Consider the following 18,031-nt stretch of genomic DNA (forward strand, 5'->3'; position numbering starts at 1 on the left):
ACGACGGCCTGACGCAACGACAAGACATACGGCTCCATGACCTCCATCGATCGTCGAAGCTTTCTGAAAATGGCTGCCGGAACCATCAGCGCCGGCCTGTCCACCCAGGCCCTTCCGCTCAGCGTACGCCGCGCGCTGGCGACGCCGCCGAATCGCGCGACCGGAACGATCAAGGACATCGAGCATGTGGTGATCCTGATGCAGGAAAACCGATCGTTCGATCATTACTTCGGTTCCCTGCGCGGCGTGCGCGGCTTCGCCGATCCGCGACCCTTTCAGTTTCCCGATGGTCGACCGGTCTGGTACCAGCCAAACGCGACGGTGTATACCAAGCTGTTCCAGTCACGCGGCGTCGCTGTCGACGCGCCATATGTACTGCCCTTCCACGTGGATACACAGCGCAATGGCGATCACCAGCACGGCACCGATCACAGTTGGAGCACTGGACACCTTGCCTGGAACAACGGCAAGTTCAATCAGTGGGTGAATCAGAAGCAGGACGCGCTCACCATGGGTTATCTGCGTCGCGAGGATCTGTCCTTCCACTACGCGCTGGCCGATGCCTTCACCGTTTGCGACAGCTATTTCAGTTCGGTACACGCCGATACGGCGATCAACCGCATCTTCCTGTGGTCTGGCACAGCCGATGTGCATAACAGGTTGGGGAAAAAGCCGAATGGTCCGGGGCTGGCGATGCGTCCGAACGTCGATGGCTACACATGGAAAACCTATCCCGAACGTCTGCAGGCGCATGGCATAAGCTGGCGCCTGTATCAGGGGGGCAGCGGTGAACCGGGTACACCGACCGACAACTTTACTGACAACTCGCTGGAGTTCTTCGCTGCCTATCAAGTGGCCGAAGGCGCTGATCCGAACAGCCCGCTCGTTCGCAACGGTGTATCCCAGCATACGCTGAAGGATCTGCGCGAGGACGTGATGCAGGATCGCCTGCCACAGGTGTCGTGGATCGTTTCGCCATTCAAGTATTCCGAACATCCCGATGCCTCGGCGGTGGACGGCGCGACCTATATCAATCTTGTGCTCGAAGCCCTCACCGCCAATCCGGAATCCTGGAGCAAGACGGCGCTGTTCCTGTGCTACGACGAAAACGACGGCCTGTTCGATCACATCGTCCCGCCCATGCCACCACCAGACAGTCACCGCAACAGTCATGGCATGGTCTCGCCGTCGCTGGTGGAAAGCCTGCAGGATGAATTCCTCGATATGGACATCCATACGTCCATGATCCATCCGTTGATTCCTGGTGCCGATCCGGCAGGCCGACAGCCACTTGGGCTCGGTGTGCGCGTACCGATGATCGTAATTTCGCCGTGGACCACCGGCGGATGGGTCTGCTCGCAGACCTTCGATCACACCTCGATCCTGCAATTCCTCGAGGCACGCTTCGGCGTCGCTGAGCCAAACATCAGCACATGGCGACGCTCGATCTGCGGCGACCTGACTAGCGCTTTCGATTTCGCGGGCGAGCCGCAGACCGCAGTGCCAAGCTTTCACCTGCCGCCAGCGCACCCGGACGCACATGCGCCGATCACGGTGCCGGCTGAACCATCGTTGCCTACGCAGGAAGCAGGCTTGCGACCGGCGCGCGCCATTCCGTATCAGTGGACGGTACATCATCGCCTGGATCTTCGCGTCCAGCGCTCCTGGCTGGAATTTTCCAACACAGGTCGCGCCGGCGCAGCGTTCTATGCATACGACAACACAGCACCCGATACTGCGCCGCGCCGTTACACCATAGCTGCCAGAGACACACTTACCGACTACTGGCCGCTCCAGACAAAAGACATCGGCTATGACGTGACCGTCTACGGACCGAACGGCTATCTGTTTCATGCTCGCGGCGAAGGCGGCAGCACGACGTCGGTGACGAACGATCTCGAAGTGCAACTGCGGCCGGATCCGAACCATCGTTCGATCCGCGTGCTGATGAAAAACAAAGGCACGCTAGCCTGCCTGGCCACCGTCAACAACGCATACAGCAGTGTCGCCGTACGCCAATCGGTAGCACCCAACACGACGATTGAATCGGTCTGCGAGCTCAACGCCAGCAATGGCTGGTATGACATCTCGGTTACCCACGACACATCGACAAGCTATCTGCGCCGATTCGCCGGCCATCTGGAAAATGGCAAGCCGAGCACCAGCGACCCGCGACCCGGTGCCTGACCACAAGCTACCGCGTCGACGCCCCGCGAACGGGCATGATGGCGAGTCGACGCACATTGCTGAATGTTCATCGCATGTCTTGCTGGCAGCTAGCTCTGGGAAGTTAATCTGCCTGCGTACGCGGCACCGGCGACGCGGGTAAGTCATCGCCCTCCTCCGGCGCAGCGTCAGTTTGTCAGCCCTGCGGTGGAAGCCTTTATCAGGCGCACCAAGGCGCTGATCGGATATCCGGAACTGGCGTGGCTGTTCTAGAGCTGCTATCCGAACACGCTCGACACGACGGTGAAGCTGGACACCCGAAACAGCAAGCCGGATACGTTCATCCATCCGAGATGTAATTCTCGGGAAAAACCCACGCGTCGGCGATTACGTAGGCACTCTCACCTACCCTTTGTCCAAACACGAGGGGCAACTGCACAGGGTGGTTGTTCTACCCGATTCACAGACAGGGCAGCTGATGGCTGACGTCCAGCTTTTCAGTGACTCAGAGGCTCCGCGCTACGGAATACTCCTCGGGGAGCTGGCGTAGCCAACCCGGCGGACTTCTCAGCCTTCCGGAGCAAGGTTTCGAACTCAGTTCGCTGAGTTACGCGTTGGGCCAAAAGAACAACTGCGCGGTGATCGCCTTGAACAGTGGAAGCTTCTGCGGAGCTATGTCCGCCATGCGGCCATAGGCTCGCGCGAGTTCGTTGTAGCAAAGAATATCGAGCGCCACGTATGCGGGTGGCTCGTCTGACTCGATAGTGAGGCGCTTAACCTTCCACGCGGCGATCGAAGCTTCGGTTGGCGCTAGCTCGCGAGCGATATCTGCCTCGAGTTCGCAATATCGACGTCGCAGATCGTTGTGCTTGCGTGCCATTTCATTGGTACCAGCGACGAGGTCAACACCGGACATGCACACGACGATGAATGTCGCGGTGAGAGCAACCCAAGAGGGAGCGATCTTACCGAGCGAGGCGATCACAGAGGATCCACCCACTACACCCACGAACGCCGTGGCCTTGTGCCAACGGTCATAGAAAATGCTTCGGCGGGCATGATAGCGCTGGGAGCGCTGCGAAGCCCACAGCACCTTCCATCGCTCCTGCTTGATTTCCGTGGTATCTCCATGAATCAACCATAGCACTGCCACCCGCGCTTCCCGGGTGGCGCAGGTGGAGGGTGGTCAGTGATCAGGAGTCTTTCGGAGCGGCTCGGATGGAAGGCCTGGGCGCGGCTCTGGTGGTGGCGCAGGGACATGGATCATCATGTCAGCATGCCTCACTTTTTCGGCGGTGGCGGCGGCGGAACTCGAGAATCGCGGACCTTAGAGTTGCTGTCCTTTCTAGTGAAACCGTCGTTCGCGTGCTCGCTTTTAGGAGCGGGTTTAGGTGCTACTGGTGGTGCTGGTGGCTTTTTGCTTTTGTCGTTCATGTCCTTCCCCTGTGACTGCGGACGATGCCGCTGAGCTAATTCCTTCAAGCGTCGTCATGGCACTGACGTCGATGCGCATTGCAGACTATCTAATCGAGGGCCTTTATGCATGTATGGGACGAGATTGTGAACGGCATACCGCTCGCACAAAAAAGCCCCTGAAATCAGGGGCTTAAATGCATTCTTGGCGGAGAGGGAGGGATTCGAACCCTCGGTGCGCTTTCACGCACGCCTGATTTCGAGTCAGGTACATTCGACCACTCTGCCACCTCTCCAAAGGTTTTGCATGGTGGTTTATGCGAACCGCGGATGATACGCGGACGCGTCTATCGTGACAACAACCGTGGCATCCGGCATGCTCCGTCCATTCGCCGCACAAGACAAATCATGATCGAATTCGGACACGGAACGCACGTTGGCCTGCGCCGCCTGCGTAACGAGGACACCTACTACGCGGACGCCTCACTAGGCCTGTTTTTGGTTGCCGACGGCATGGGTGGTCACCAGCACGGCGAAGTGGCATCAGCCATGGTGCGGGATGCTGTCGTCGACTTGATCACCCGTGGACATAGCTTGGTTGAGGCCGTGCAAGGTGCTGGCGAGCGGCTACTTACGCATACCCGAGGCAGTTTCGAGGTATTGCCCATGGGTACGACCATCGCCGCACTGCGGGTGACCGCAGACAGCTACGAGGTTGCCTGGGTTGGCGACAGTCGCATCTATATGTGGAAACAAGAGCTGCGGCAGATCAGTCACGATCACTCACTGGTACAGGCATTGGTCGAATCCGGCCAGCTGGATGCCTCACAGACGTCAAAGCACCCACAGCGCAACGTGCTGACCCAGGCACTGGGCGTAACAGCCACCGAACAGCTGCATATCGGCATGTCTCGCGGTCGGCTGGAAGCGGGCACCGGATTTGTACTGTGCAGCGACGGCCTGACCGAGAGCATCGACGATGCATCGATAGCTAGCATCGTCGCGCGTACGGATCTCGCATCGCAGGAATGCGTCGATCAGCTATTGCTGAATGCGCTGGATGGCGGTGGCGACGACAACATCACGGCGGTCATCGTGCGCTACTCCTGAATGGATCGATCAAGCGATCAATTCAGCTGGCGCCACATGCTCCTGCCGCCCACGCTCTTATCCAGTGCATCCAGACGCTGCTCGTGCAGCAATAACTCGTCGCCTGCCGCGCGCAGGATGCGTGGTCGCGCCCGCAGCGTGACGGGTGCCAAGGCAACAGTGTGCTTCTGTTCGCTAGCCGCTTCAAAACCAAGATCAAAAGCCACCTGTCCCGAAGTCATCGCCAGATAAACATCGGCCAACAACTGGGCATCGATCAAGCCACCGTGCAGATCCCGTCGTGAGTTATCCACGCCCAGACGCTTGCACAGCGCATCGAGGCTGTTGCGCTGGCCCGGGTAGCGCTCGCGTGCCATCTTGAGCGTATCGAGCACGTTGCAGCGATCACCGATAGAACCCGAACCGTTTGCCAGCGCAGCGAGTTCAGCGTCAAGAAACCCGACGTCAAAGCTGGCGTTGTGGATGACCAGCTCGGCACCATCGATAAAGGCAAGAAACTCATCGACTACTTCGGCAAACCGCGGCTTGTCGAGCAAAAAATCGTCTTCAATACCGGTGACCTGCCGCGCGCCCTCATCAATGCGACGCTCCGGGTTGAGATAGGTCTGATAGTGCCGGCCGGTGAGCCGGCGTTCGACCATCTCGACGCAGGCAATTTCAATCAGGCGGTGGCCTTGGCGAACTTCAAGGCCGGTGGTCTCGGTATCGAGAATGATCTGTCTCATGCGGAACGCTTCATCGAATCAGCCTTCATCAACTCGGCCTGCGCGCGCGCGGCCTGGTCAACACGTTCGTTTTCGGCATGCCCGTTATGGCCTTTTACCCACTGCCAACGCACCTGATGCGTGCTAACCGCTTCGGACAAACGCTGCCACAAATCCTGATTCTTTACCGGCTTCTTGTCAGCGGTTCGCCAACCATTGGCGCGCCACTTTGGCACCCACTCTTCGATACCCTGCATCACATAGCGCGAGTCGGTGGTGAGCTGCACCTGGCAGGGCCGCTTCAACGCTTCCAGCGCGCCGATGGCCGCCATCAGCTCCATTCGATTGTTGGTAGTGGCAGGGTCCCCGCCTGCAATGACACGTTCACTGCCCTTGGCGCGCAAGAGAGCAGCCCAACCGCCCGGTCCCGGATTGCCCAGACAGGCGCCATCGGTAAATGCTTCCACTTCGTTCATCGTTGCCTGCTTATCTCTTCATGGTCAAAGTACGGCACTACGTCGCGTACTCGGCGACAGCCGCCCGCTTGCCGGCACCTTCAGCGGTGTCGGGCGGATTCTTAGCGGCGTGACCACGCGCCGTCGCTTGCGAGCGATGACCACGTAGCCGCCACCCAATAGTTTCGTGCTGATCGTGTAAGCATTCACGCCAGCCGGCAGAACGCAACCCACGCGCCGCGCTTGCTCAATCTCAAATCCAGCCTGCTGCAAGGCATGCATGAGCCGCAGCGGCATGCTCAGCGTCAGACGCTTGCCACGGGCGCGCCAGCGAAACCAAGGCGCCCACGCGCTCATCGGATGCACGCCAGTTATCGCCAGCACCCCCCCTGGCGCCAACACGCGAACAGCTTCTTCCAGTAGCGAAGCAGGCATCACCGTTGCCTCGAGCGCGTGTTGCAGAAGTACCAACTCGAACGCGTCATCAATAAAAGGCAAGCCTTCATCGCTCGCCGCCAGCAGATCACCTTGATAGCGATTGCCTTCTACCTGCATCCGTATCCAGCAGCCGAGCATCGGCAATGCGGGTGGTGACGCGTCTTCGGCCGATGTGCCAACCAGCAAGGCATAGTCGCCAACACAACGCTGCAAGTCGGGCGTCATTGCATGGGTCTGATCATCCAGCAATCGGCGCACTGGCGCACTGGCATAGATGCTTTGATCGCGTTGGGGCATGCTGCCGATCCGGTTTTCAAACTGTCGAGGGAGTGTAACGGCTCATGACAATCCGATGCCGCCTGAAGTGGAATCACTAACGCGGGAAGCCGGTCGCGTAGCTGAACAACCCGCTGCCCGATTAACACCAGAATAACGAGTCAATGGTCCCGGATGTTTATAGTCGCTCGGCTGACATCTGCCCAATCAACGTATCCGACCGAAGGGGACTTTGAAAACACCACAGATACCGCGGTGAGGCCAGTAGTTAGAGATCTGACTGTGCCGCATGACACATAAGGCATGACGCCAACGAATTTGATAACCGCTCGTCGTAACCGATCCGCTTCAATCGCCGAGTCGTCAGACAGTCGATCAATAGTCCGGAGATCATGGTGCACCTGATACCTTTGCCGGCACTCGCCGATAACTACATCTGGCTGATCCATGACGACGACGGAATGGCCATCGTTGTTGATCCCGGTGAAGCCCCGGTTGTCGAACATGCCCTGGCGACCCGGCAGCTCAGGCTACGGGCGATCCTGCTGACGCATCACCATCCCGACCATATAGGCGGTGTCGCCGAATTGCGTCGGCATCACGACGTCCCGATCTACGCGCCTGTTGACGAACGCATCATCGAAGCGACCGAGCGAGTCGAAGACGGTGATCGCATTGAGCTTTCATCACCGCTGCTGCAGTTTGAAGTGATCGCCATCCCTGGCCACACCCTCAGCCACGTGGCGTACTTCGGAAGCGGTCTGCTGCTCTGCGGCGACACTTTGTTCAGTATGGGCTGTGGCCGGATGTTCGAAGGCACGCCCAAACAGATGCTCGATTCACTGGATCGCCTGTCGGCATTGCCCGGTGAAACCGAAGTCTGTGGCGGACACGAATATACCGAGACCAACGGGCGATTTGCCATCACCATCGAGCCGCAGAATCCCGAGTTGCGCATACGCCAGCAGGAAGTTGCAGCGCTGCGCGCCGAGGGTAAACCGACATTGCCGATTTCGCTTGCGATCGAACGAGCCACCAACCCGTTTCTGCGTGTAGATAGCGAGGCAGTGGCAAACTGGTGTGACCAGCGAGGTGTCGGCGATGATCGTATTGCCCGCTTTGCAGCATTGCGTGGCGCCAAGGACGCGTTCCGGTGACGGTGACAAACAGATCACTGCGACCGCTATTGCCAGCGCTATCGATGCTGCTGACCGCGTGTGTCGGCATGCCCACCTCAGGTCTACACCAGCCAGCCATTCAGAAGCCGGCTATCAAGATCCCCCAGGCGACTGTGCAGCCGGTTACGTCACCCCCAGTAATCGCTCCTCAGGTCGTCGACTTCTGGCAGCAAATGCGCGGCAGCTTCGCGATGAGCGATTGCGATGCCGATCCTTCCATATTGACCTGGGCGGAGCGCTATACCAAAAATCCCGAGCGTTTCGAAGATCAATTGCGAGAAGCGATGCCGCAATTGACCTATGTGCGAGAGGTGGCCGCGCACTATGACGTCGCGGGCGAATTCGTGCTGCTGCCGTGGATCGAGAGTGGCTTTCAGTCATTGCCGGGGCGCAAGAACCGGCCGGCCGGCATGTGGCAGATCATGCCGCTTACGGCCAACAAGATGGGATTGCGTGTCGACGGCCGCTACGACGCACGTCTTGACGTCGATGCGTCGGCCAACGCAGTAATGAAAATGCTCAGGCAATACCACGACAAATTCGACGACTGGCGTGTGGTCGATTACGCGTACAACACCGGCGAATTCAACGTCGCCAAATTGGTGGAGAGATTTGGCACGCCTCCCGCTGAACCCGTGATACCGCATTTGCCCGTAAAAAACGTGACGAGAGAACATTTGACCCGGATGCTGGCCATGGCTTGCGTGGTACGTGAGCCGGGTCGTTTCAATGTCACCCTGCCCACCCTATCCGATGAACAACATCTGGTGCAGGTCAGTATCTCCCACTCCATGCCGATCGCTCAGGCTGCTGGCCAGGCAGGTGTTCCGGTGAGTACGCTGAAAAACCTCAACGCGGCGTTTCGGGGCAACACGATGGATGCCGGCGCCGTTTCGTATCTGATGCTGCCTGCTAACCATGCCCAGCAATTTCGCGATTCATTGGTGCAGCAACCCAGTACTGCGACAACCGCTGGCCAGCCTTTGAATTCCATAGACGACAGCGAAGATAAGCCAAAGCAGACAAACTTCTCAGCATCATCGACCTCGCGCGAGAAAACCCACACCGTTAAAAGTGGCGAGAGCCTTTGGCAAATCGCGCGGCGCTATTCGGTAAGCAGCAAGAAGCTGCAGCAGTGGAACCATCTGCATGGGCAGGCACTCAAGCCGGGACAGGTACTCAAGGTGAGCGGCTCCGATTGAGCCTGCGTAAATAAATAAAAAGGGGCAGCCGTAGCTGCCCCTTTTTATTTCGCGATGACAACTTCATCGCCGCATCTCAAAAACCTACATCTGCGCTTTGTTGATCTGGATCTTGGTTTTCGCTCTCAGCTGATCAATCAGTTCACGCGTTGCTTCGGCACCGTAAGCCTGAGCCATCTGTTGACGCAGCGCATCGTGTTCTTCCGGCGGGATCTTGGACAAATCACCGTCCTGCACTTTATCCACGGCCAGCAGCGCGAAGGTTCCGTCCTGCATATCCACCGCGGCGTACTGCGACTTGCCCGCCGCCGGATGCGGCATCAGGAAAGCCTGCTTGAGCAAGGGCGCTGGCGTCGGGGTTACAGGGGCTTGCGGCGATTGAGTCCGAACCGCTTCAGCCACGGTCTTGATCGTGGCGTGGACCGACGCGGCAACCGTCTGCATCGCATCACCCTTGTTCAGACTTGTGACCATGTCGTCTGCCTGCTTCTTTTCGGCAGCTACCGTGCGCTCGTCGAGAATTTTTTTCTGTATGTCAGCGCGTACCTCAGCCAGCGGACGCAGTGCGGCAGGCACGTGTTTGTCGATATGCAGTACCGCCGAATGGTCGTTGCCAAGATCGATCAGGCCAGAGTTATTGCCCTGAACAAGCACGTCGTCGCCAAACGCCGCCGTGACAAACTTGGGATTTGCAGTCAGCGCATCGCCGCCACCCTGGCGCGAAAACAACGCTGTCGTCTTGATCGGAAGACTCAGCGCAGCTGCCGCCGGCTCAAGTGAAGATGGATTCTGATAGGTATTGTCGGAGAGCTTGCCAGCGACATCGTTGTACTTGCGATCCTTGCCGCCGGCCGACAGTTCCTTGACCAGCTGATCGCGCACTTCGTTGAATGGTTTGGACTCGCCGCTGCGAAGATCCCGCAAAAAGATGATGTGATAACCATCGGGCGACAGCACCGGCTTGGATATCTGGTTTTTCTGCAGGGCAAACATCGCCGCTTCGAACGGTGCATTGGTCACACCCTTCTGCAACCAACCCAGGTCGCCGCCCTGGATTTTGGAGCCAAGATCTTCGGAATCCTGCTTGGCCAGGCTGGCGAAATTGTCAGGGGTTGCCTGGGCCGCGATTTTCTCGGCCTTGGCCAGTGCAGCCTTCTGCTGATCCGGCGTGGCATTGGCCGGCACGTTGATCAGGATGTGCGAAACGAGGCGCTGTTCCGGCTGCACGAAACGCTGCTTTTCATCTTCATAACGCTTCTTGAGGTCATCGTCGCTGGGCGCTGCATCCAGCTTGAGGTCGGCACCGTTGACTTCGAGATACTTCACCGAGACCTGCTCGGGATTCATGTAATCGGCTTGATGCGCCTTGTAATAAGTGTCGATCTGCGCGTCGGTGACCTGATCGTCGGCCAACTGGGGCCGCGGCAAGACGAAGTAACGCAGGTCGCGACGTTGGCTGATCAAGCTCAGGAACCGGTCCGTAGTGGTGTCGGTAATGATCGTGCTGTCGTTGATCGCATCGGGAATCAGCTGACTGGCCAGCGACGAACGGATGTCGCTCTCGAAACTATCCGGCGTCTTGCGCTGGCTTTCAAGGTAAGTGCGGTAGGTGGTCGGATCAAACTCATTATTGAGCTGGAAAGCCGGAACTGTCGCGATGTAATCGCGCACGGCCTGATCGGATACCCGCATGCCCCAGTCGTCGTTGGCCTGCAGCAGAAGCTGCTGGTCAACCATGGCGTCGAGAATCTGCTGCTTGGCTTCCGGCTTTTCGAAAACGCTGGAGTCGAAATGGTCGCCCTGCTCCTCGCTGGCCTGCTGACGCAGCTGATTTACGCGCGTCTGGAAATCATTCTGGGAGATTTCATGCTTGCCGACCTTGGCGACAAACGTGTCGTTGTGTGAGGTGAAATAACTTTCCATACCGAACAGCGACATCGCCAAAACGCAAATACCCAGAAGGATGACCGATGGCCACCCATGCATCTTGTTACGTATTGCCTGCAGCATTGGAATCTTCCCGCAACGTGATTGATGGCGCGTAAAACGGGTGACTCACGAGTAGCGCAAAAACCGCCGCAAGCGACCGCTACTGATTACTGCACCCCAACAACAAACGCGCACTGCTAAAAAAACAAAGGCGCCACAGGGGCGCCCTTGCGAACTGTGGCGGAGCGGACGGGACTCGAACCCGCGACCTCCGGCGTGACAGGCCAGCATTCTAACCAACTGAACTACCGCTCCACATTTTTCTGGTGGGTGCTGTAGGGATCGAACCTACGACCACCGCCTTGTAAGGGCGACGCTCTACCGCTGAGCTAAGCACCCAAAACCAAGCAGCCGCTTAGTTTAGGGCATCCTTGAGGGTCTTGCCAGCCTTGAAAGCGGGTACTTTCGAAGCCTTGATCTTGATCGCTTCGTTAGTACGCGGATTGCGGCCAGTACGTGCTGCGCGCTTGCGCACAGTGAAGGTGCCAAAACCAACCACCGAAACGTCCTCGCCCTTCTTCAACGACTTCTGCACGGTCGCAAAGAAAGCCTCGAGTGCGCGGCCGGCGTCGGCCTTGGTCAACTCGGCGGTTTCGGCGATGGCATTGATCAGATCAGTTTTATTCATTGAGAAACTCCCTTGATTCGGTTTACGGCCGGCGTAAATTAGTTGTGGTAAGAAATGGTGCCGGCACGGATGGTTAACTCTTTACTCTTGCTAGGCGCCGTTACGCAATCCCGCATCACTGCGCTCACAGGTCACGCCGGGATTGCGGTAACGCCTTTATACCAGTGCGTTGCCAGACTCCGCAACACAAGCTGCACCAACGTTTTTGGCCTGTACACACTTGACAAAATCGGTTGCGAAACAAACGCCGAGGAGCCAAGTCCAAACTTTGCTCAGGAATAACCGATATCTACAAAAAAATGCTCCACGAATGCGGAGCATTTCTTCAAATCAGTCTGATCCCATCGCAGCCATCAACACGGGGGAATCAGTGCGTACGTGAATGCACCTCGGGTGGCTCACCGACAGCCGCAGCAGGTGCCTCCTCCTTGGCCTGGTTCGGTTGAAGCGGACGTTCCAGCGCAATATCCAACACCTCGTCAATCCAGCGTACCGGATGAATCTCCAGCGAGGAAGTGATGTTGGCCGGCATGTCCGCCAAATCTTTCTTGTTGTCCTCCGGAATGATGACCGTCGTGATGCCGCCACGATGAGCCGCAAGCAGCTTCTCCTTGAGGCCACCAATGGGCAGCACGCGGCCACGCAGGGTGATTTCACCCGTCATCGCCACTTCCGAACGCACCGGCACCTTGGTCAGCACCGAGACGAGTGCCGTGCACATGGCAATACCCGCACTCGGACCATCTTTCGGCGTCGCGCCCTCCGGCACGTGGATATGCACATCGAGCTTCTGATGGAACTCCGGGTCGATACCAAGCTGATCGGCGCGCGCCCGCACAACGGACAAGGCCGCTTGAATCGACTCCTTCATGACATCGCCCAGCTGACCGGTATGGACAAGCCGACCCTTGCCGGGGACAACCGATGCTTCGATGCTCAGCAGCTCGCCGCCGACCTGTGTCCATGCAAGCCCGGTGACGAGGCCGACTTCGTTCTGCAATTCCTTCCGGCCAAAGTCAAAGCGGCGCACGCCAAGGTAATGCTCAAGATTGCCTGAATCGACCTTGACCTTTCCAGGAGTCTTGGCTTTCTTGGAGGCAGCAACTGCCTTCTTGATCAGGCCTTGAGTGGCCAGTTCCTTGACCTTCGATCTCTTGACCTCGCCCAGCGTCAACTCCTTGACCACCTTGCGGCAGATCTTGGATATCTCTCGCTCAAGATTACGTACACCCGACTCGCGCGTGTAGTAGCGCACGATGTCACGCAACGCTTCTCCGTTGACACTGAGCTCCTCTGGCTTCAGACCGTTGGCCTTGAGTTGCTTTGGCAGCAGGTATTTCAGCGCGATGCCCAGCTTCTCGTCCTCGGTATATCCCGGAATGCGGATCACTTCCATGCGATCGAGCAGTGGCCCGGGAATGTTCAGCGAATTGGCCGTGGCGATCCACATCACTTCGGAAAGATCGAGATCGACCTCAAGGTAATGATCGTTGAACGCATGGTTCTGTTCCGGATCGAGCACTTCAAGCAGGGCCGATGACGGATCGCCGCGGAAGTCCATCGACATCTTGTCGATCTCATCCAGCACGAACAGCGGATTCTTGGCACCCACTTTATTGATGTTCTGCACAATACGGCCCGGCATCGAACCGATGTAGGTACGACGATGCCCGCGAATTTCGGCCTCATCGCGTACGCCACCCAAGCTCATGCGGACAAATTTGCGGTTGGTCGCCTTGGCGATCGACTGTCCGAGTGATGTTTTACCCACACCCGGCGGACCGACCAAACAGAGGATCGGCCCCTTCATCACCGTTACACGTTGCTGCACGGCAAGGTATTCAAGGATGCGATCCTTGACCTTTTCGAGCCCGAAGTGATCGGCGTCCAGCACCTCTTGCGCCATTTGCAGATCTTTTCGAACCTTGCTGCGTTTTTTCCACGGCACGCCAACCAGCCAGTCCAGATAATTGCGCACCACGGTGGCTTCAGCCGACATCGGCGACATCTGCTTGAGCTTGTTGAATTCCTGTTTGGCCTTGGACAGCACAGCCTTGGGCATGCCGGCAGCATCAATTTTCTTCTGAAGCTCCTCGACTTCGTTGGTACCGTCCTCGCTGTCGCCGAGCTCTTTCTGGATCGCCTTCATCTGCTCGTTGAGGTAATACTCGCGCTGGCTCTTTTCCATCTGCGACTTGACCCGACCGCGGATGCGCTTCTCGACCTGCTGCAGGTCCATCTCGCCATCGACCAGCCCAATCAGCAATTCCAGGCGTTCGCCAACGTCGGTAGTTTCCAGCACCTTCTGCTTGTCAGCCATGCGCACGGAAAGATGTGCCGCAATGGAATCGGCAACACGCGACGGATCGTCAATTCCCGACAGGCTGGCGAGCACTTCAGGCGGCAACTTGCGGCTTTGTTTGACCAGCTGCTCAAACAGCGAGATCAATGTGCGTGAAACCACATCGAGCTCGCGCTCCTTGGCGTTGTAAACCGGCTCGATGACACGGGAACGGGCGGTAAGCATGCCGCCGTCCTCGCGAAAATCCTCGACCGCGACGCGTGACTGGCCTTCGACCAGCACCTTGACGGTGCCATCGGGCAGTTTGAGTAACTGCAGCACGCCGGCCAGCGTCCCGATCTGATGCAGGTCAGATATCTCCGGATCATCGATATCCGGACTCTTCTGCGCCACCAGCAAAATCTGCCGCTCGCCTTCCATCGCACGTTCCAGCGCACGCATGGATTTGTCGCGCCCAACAAACAATGGAATGACCATATGCGGATAAACCACGACATCTCGCAATGGCAGTACCGGCAGCGCATCCATCAGCACGGAGGGTAAGGTGTTCTTGGCCATCGAAGAGGGTTCCCTCAGAAAGTCGAATCTAGGTTCGCCCCGACACTGCGCCGGGTGCATCTGTTATTCAAATGGAGGCCAACCGGCTTCCACTCAAGGTGTCACTGTTGCGTAAAACAAAACGGCTCCGGTGATTTACCGGAGCCGTTTTTAGTGCCCGCCTGCGCGCAGTGTATGGCTGAATGAATCAGGCAGCGTCGCTGCCCTCTCCCGCCACGCGTTGCTGCAGGTTGCCACGATAGATCAGGTACGGCTCGGCCTGACCATTGATCACAGCATCATCCACAACGACCTTGCTCACATGCTCGAGCGATGGCAGCTCATACATGGTATCCAGGAGCACCTGCTCGAGAATGGTGCGCAGGCCGCGGGCACCGGTCTTGCGCTTGAGCGCCTTGCGGGCGATCGCCTGCAGCGCTTCCGGCCGGAACTCCAGTTCCACCTCTTCCATCTCGAACAGCTTCTTGAACTGTTTGGTGACGGCATTCTTCGGCTCGGTGAGAATCTTCACCAGCGCAGGCTCATCCAGTTCGTCAAGCGTCGCCACCACCGGCAAACGACCGACAAACTCCGGGATCAGGCCGAAACGCACCAGATCGGCGGGTTCCACGTCGGACAACGTCTTGCCCAGATTCTCCGTGCGCTCCTTGCTGCGCACTTCGGCCGAAAAACCGATACCCGTGTTCTCCGAGCGTTGCTGAATAACCTTTTCAAGCCCGGCAAACGCGCCACCGCAAATGAACAGGATATTTTTGGTGTCGACCTGCAGGAATTCCTGCTGCGGATGCTTGCGACCACCCTGCGGTGGCACCGAAGCGAGTGTGCCCTCGATCAGCTTCAGCAATGCCTGCTGCACACCTTCGCCGGAAACATCCCGGGTGATCGACGGGTTTTCGCTCTTGCGCGAGATCTTGTCGATTTCGTCGATATACACAATGCCCGACTGCGCCTTCTCGACATCGTAATCGCACTTTTGCAACAACTTCTGGATGATGTTCTCGACATCCTCGCCAACATAACCCGCCTCGGTGAGCGTGGTGGCATCGGCGATTGTGAACGGCACATTGAGCAGGCGCGCAAGCGTTTCAGCCAGCAGGGTCTTGCCCGAACCGGTCGGGCCGATCAACAGAATATTGGATTTACCGAGCTCGATATCGTCGCTCTTCTGACGCGACTCGATTCGCTTGTAATGATTGTAGACCGCGACAGCGAGCGCTTTCTTTGCACGCGTCTGACCAACCACGTACTGATCCAGTGACTCGCGAATTTCGCGCGGCTTGGGCAACTGGGTACGGCCGGATGCAGCCTTTTCTTCCAGTTCCTCGCGGATGATGTCGTTGCAAAGCTCCACGCACTCGTCGCAGATGAACACGGATGGACCCGCGATCAGCTTGCGCACTTCGTGCTGACTTTTGCCACAGAAGGAGCAATAGAGAATCTTGCCACTATCGCTGGAACGGCCCTGCCGATCGTCACTCATACTTTCGATCCCGCTGGTAAATCTGGATGCGTCTTGAGAATAACACAGCGTTTCGCATCTGCATTCAGATACGAAACGCTAATAAAGACACCTAGGTACAGCGTGGAAATCAGGCCGATTTGACCGTCTCACCGGCGCGCTTGCCGAGCACTTCATCGATCAGACCGTAAGTCTTGGCATCGACGGCGTTCATGAACCGATCGCGCTCCATGTCCAATTCGATCTTCTCGATCGGCTGGCCGGTATGCTCGACATACAGCCGATTCAAACGCTCGCGGATGTAAAGAATCTCGCGTGCCTGAATCTCGATGTCAGTCGCCTGACCTTGCGCGCCACCCGACGGCTGGTGAATCATGATGCGTGAATTCGGCAACGCGTAGCGCTTGCCCTTGGCACCCGCCATCAGCAGGAACGAACCCATGCTGCACGCCTGACCGATGCACATCGTGCTGACGTTCGGCTTGATGAATTGCATCGTGTCATAGATCGCCAGACCCGCGGTAACCGCACCACCCGGGCTGTTGATATAGAACTGGATGTCCTTGTCCGGGTTTTCCGACTCAAGAAACAACATTTGCGCGACCAGCAGGTTGGCCACCTGGTCGTTGACTTCGCCGACCAGGAAAATCACTCGCTCCTTCAACAGGCGCGAGTAAATGTCGTAGGAGCGCTCGCCGCGTGCCGTCTGCTCGACGACCATCGGTATCAAATTGAGATTCTGGATCTGGTCCATAGCCATGCTTGCAGCTCTCCGTTGAATGGACCTGGTATGGCTCAGGCGTTAGCCGGACGCATCACGTCATCGAAACTCAGATCCTGCTGCGTAGTTTTAGCATGTTCTGCCACCCACTCCGCGACTTGGTCTTCCATCACTCGATTCTGCAGCCCAGACATCAATTGGGGGTCGCCGTTGTAGAGTTCAATGACTTTCTCGGGCTCTTCGTAGGTGGAGGCAATCGCGGCCAGCTGCTCGGCAATGCGCTTGCGGTCGATCACCAGCGACTGCTTGCGAGCGATTTCACCCATCAGCAGGCCTGCGATCACGCGCTTGTGCGCGATCGGCATGGCAGCTTCGATCAACTGCGGCGGCGGCTGCTGGCCACGCGGAACGTTCCCAGCGGCCATGTTCTGCGCCTCAGACTGCACCATCAGCTTGGGCACATCCAGCTCGCCGTGCGTGTTGGCGAGCTTTTCCGCCACTTCGGACTTCAAACGCGCCATCAGTGCGGCCTTCAGCTCACGCTCGAGATTCGCGCGCACCTCCTTGCGGAAGACTTCCAGATCACCGTCCTCGATGCCGAACAACCGGGCGAATTCGCTATCGATCTCGGGCAGCTTCGGCTCCTGCACCTTGATGATCTTGAAGCTGACTTTTGCTGTCTTGCCAGCCAGTTCTTCATTGCGGAAATCATCCGGGAAGGCGATTTCGGTGTCGAAGCTGTCATCGGCCATGCGAGTAAGCAAGGCGTCGTCCAGTGCCTTGAAGAGGTTGCCCGAGCCCAGCACGCTGCCGGCACGCTCCATGCCTTCCGCCGGGAAACGATAGTCGCCAGCCTGCGCGGAATACTCGAACATCACGAAGTCACCCTCGGCCGACGCGCGCTCGACTTCATCGAAACTGCGACGCTGCTGGCGCAGGGTTTCCAGCATCTTGTCGATATCGGCGTCGGTCACCTCCGCGACGGGACGATTGATCTCCAGCCCGGACACGTCGATAGCCGGAAACTCGGGCATGACCTCGAAGGTGGCGGTATAGGCGATTTCGCCGTTCTCCGGCTGACCGGTCGTATTGATCGAGGGATTGGCGATCGGCTGCAGCTTTTCCTGCTCCACGGCTTCACGCAACGTGCTGCCGATCAGGTCGGAAAGAACCTCTCCACGCACCTGCGCGCCGAAGCGCTGCTTGATGACCGTGGTAGGCACCTTGCCCGGACGAAAGCCCTTGAGGCGAACCGTGCGACCCATTTCCGCGATACGTGCAGTCACCTGCGTCTCGAACCGCTCTGCGGGAAATTTCACCGTGAGCTTGCGCTCGAGCGTGCCGATGTTTTCAACCGAAACCTGCATGACGTCTCCTGGTACAACCTGATGTTATGGGCCTGCAACAGGCACCATGGCAGCCATTGCCGCCG

Annotated in this window: 14 protein-coding genes, 3 tRNA genes and 1 pseudogene; 5 read left to right on the forward strand and 13 right to left on the reverse strand. The window is 58.0% G+C overall.

The annotated features are described in order from the left end of the window. Positions 1-36 precede the first annotated feature (36 nt). Together HDE79_RS13225 and HDE79_RS22000 are read left to right on the forward strand one after the other, a co-directional pair. Positions 37-2,187, forward strand: coding sequence for a phospholipase C, phosphocholine-specific (locus HDE79_RS13225; protein ID WP_184602435.1), 2,151 nt, complete (start codon positions 37-39; stop codon positions 2,185-2,187). A 138-nt stretch (positions 2,188-2,325) separates the two neighbouring features. Beyond that, positions 2,326-2,511, forward strand: a pseudogene (locus HDE79_RS22000) (glycoside hydrolase family 125 protein); the annotation flags it as partial. Between the two features lie 262 nt (positions 2,512-2,773). Here the strand turns inward: HDE79_RS22000 and HDE79_RS13230 are convergent. Continuing rightward, entirely contained in the window at positions 2,774-3,319 is a 546-nt protein-coding gene (locus HDE79_RS13230; RefSeq protein WP_184602436.1) for a hypothetical protein, read from the reverse strand. A gap of 466 nt (positions 3,320-3,785) precedes the next feature. Further along, positions 3,786-3,875, reverse strand: a tRNA-Ser gene (locus HDE79_RS13235). Positions 3,876-3,987: 112 nt separating this feature from the next. On the opposite strand from HDE79_RS13235, the gene HDE79_RS13240 reads away from it, so the two are divergent. Continuing rightward, positions 3,988-4,689: a protein phosphatase 2C domain-containing protein gene (locus tag HDE79_RS13240; RefSeq protein ID WP_184602437.1), complete on the forward strand. Its 702-nt coding sequence runs from the start codon at positions 3,988-3,990 to the stop codon at positions 4,687-4,689. 17 nt (positions 4,690-4,706) lie between these two features. Here the strand turns inward: HDE79_RS13240 and dnaQ are convergent, their stop codons facing one another. From dnaQ to HDE79_RS13255, 3 genes are read right to left on the reverse strand one after another with little or no spacing between them, the layout of a single operon-like run. Further along, positions 4,707-5,414 (reverse strand): DNA polymerase III subunit epsilon, encoded by a 708-nt coding sequence (dnaQ, locus tag HDE79_RS13245; protein ID WP_184602438.1) that lies wholly within the window; start codon positions 5,412-5,414, stop codon positions 4,707-4,709. Further along, complete coding sequence (rnhA, locus tag HDE79_RS13250; RefSeq protein ID WP_184602439.1) at positions 5,411-5,869, reverse strand: ribonuclease HI; 459 nt, start codon at positions 5,867-5,869, stop codon at positions 5,411-5,413. The genes dnaQ and rnhA overlap by 4 nt, the downstream gene beginning before the upstream one ends. Positions 5,870-5,893: 24 nt before the next feature. Further along, positions 5,894-6,583 carry a methyltransferase domain-containing protein gene (locus HDE79_RS13255; protein WP_184602440.1) on the reverse strand — a complete coding sequence of 230 codons (690 nt, stop codon included), beginning with the start codon at positions 6,581-6,583 and terminating at the stop codon, positions 5,894-5,896. 374 nt (positions 6,584-6,957) lie between these two features. Here HDE79_RS13255 and gloB point away from each other — a divergent pair, with 374 nt between their 5' ends. Both gloB and HDE79_RS13265 read left to right on the forward strand, forming a co-directional pair. Continuing rightward, positions 6,958-7,719, forward strand: coding sequence for a hydroxyacylglutathione hydrolase (gene gloB / locus HDE79_RS13260; RefSeq protein ID WP_184602441.1), 762 nt, complete (start codon positions 6,958-6,960; stop codon positions 7,717-7,719). Continuing rightward, entirely contained in the window at positions 7,716-8,942 is a 1,227-nt protein-coding gene (locus HDE79_RS13265) for a LysM peptidoglycan-binding domain-containing protein (protein WP_343205962.1), read from the forward strand. Before gloB ends, HDE79_RS13265 begins: the two co-directional genes overlap by 4 nt. 84 nt (positions 8,943-9,026) lie before the next feature. Here the strand turns inward: HDE79_RS13265 and HDE79_RS13270 are convergent, their stop codons facing one another. The 8 genes from HDE79_RS13270 to tig form a co-directional block, all read right to left on the reverse strand. Further along, on the reverse strand, positions 9,027-10,952 hold the full coding sequence (locus HDE79_RS13270; RefSeq protein ID WP_184602442.1) for a SurA N-terminal domain-containing protein: 1,926 nt from the start codon (positions 10,950-10,952) through the stop codon (positions 9,027-9,029). Positions 10,953-11,109: 157 nt separating this feature from the next. Next, positions 11,110-11,186, reverse strand: a tRNA-Asp gene (locus HDE79_RS13275). Positions 11,187-11,195: 9 nt separating this feature from the next. After that, positions 11,196-11,270, reverse strand: a tRNA-Val gene (locus tag HDE79_RS13280). A 16-nt stretch (positions 11,271-11,286) separates the two neighbouring features. Continuing rightward, positions 11,287-11,559 carry an HU family DNA-binding protein gene (locus HDE79_RS13285; RefSeq protein ID WP_184602443.1) on the reverse strand — a complete coding sequence of 91 codons (273 nt, stop codon included), beginning with the start codon at positions 11,557-11,559 and terminating at the stop codon, positions 11,287-11,289. A 367-nt stretch (positions 11,560-11,926) separates the two neighbouring features. Further along, complete coding sequence (gene lon, locus HDE79_RS13290) at positions 11,927-14,419, reverse strand: endopeptidase La (protein ID WP_184602444.1); 2,493 nt, start codon at positions 14,417-14,419, stop codon at positions 11,927-11,929. A gap of 187 nt (positions 14,420-14,606) precedes the next feature. Then, positions 14,607-15,899, reverse strand: a complete 1,293-nt coding sequence (gene clpX / locus HDE79_RS13295; RefSeq protein WP_184602445.1) for an ATP-dependent Clp protease ATP-binding subunit ClpX — start codon at positions 15,897-15,899, stop codon at positions 14,607-14,609. 109 nt (positions 15,900-16,008) lie between these two features. Next, entirely contained in the window at positions 16,009-16,632 is a 624-nt protein-coding gene (gene clpP, locus HDE79_RS13300; RefSeq protein ID WP_304625077.1) for an ATP-dependent Clp endopeptidase proteolytic subunit ClpP, read from the reverse strand. Between the two features lie 41 nt (positions 16,633-16,673). Beyond that, entirely contained in the window at positions 16,674-17,966 is a 1,293-nt protein-coding gene (gene tig, locus HDE79_RS13305; RefSeq protein ID WP_184602447.1) for a trigger factor, read from the reverse strand. Positions 17,967-18,031 lie beyond the last annotated feature (65 nt).

It is taken from the genome of Rhodanobacter sp. MP1X3 (assembly GCF_014207165.1).
GTDB lineage: Bacteria > Pseudomonadota > Gammaproteobacteria > Xanthomonadales > Rhodanobacteraceae > Rhodanobacter.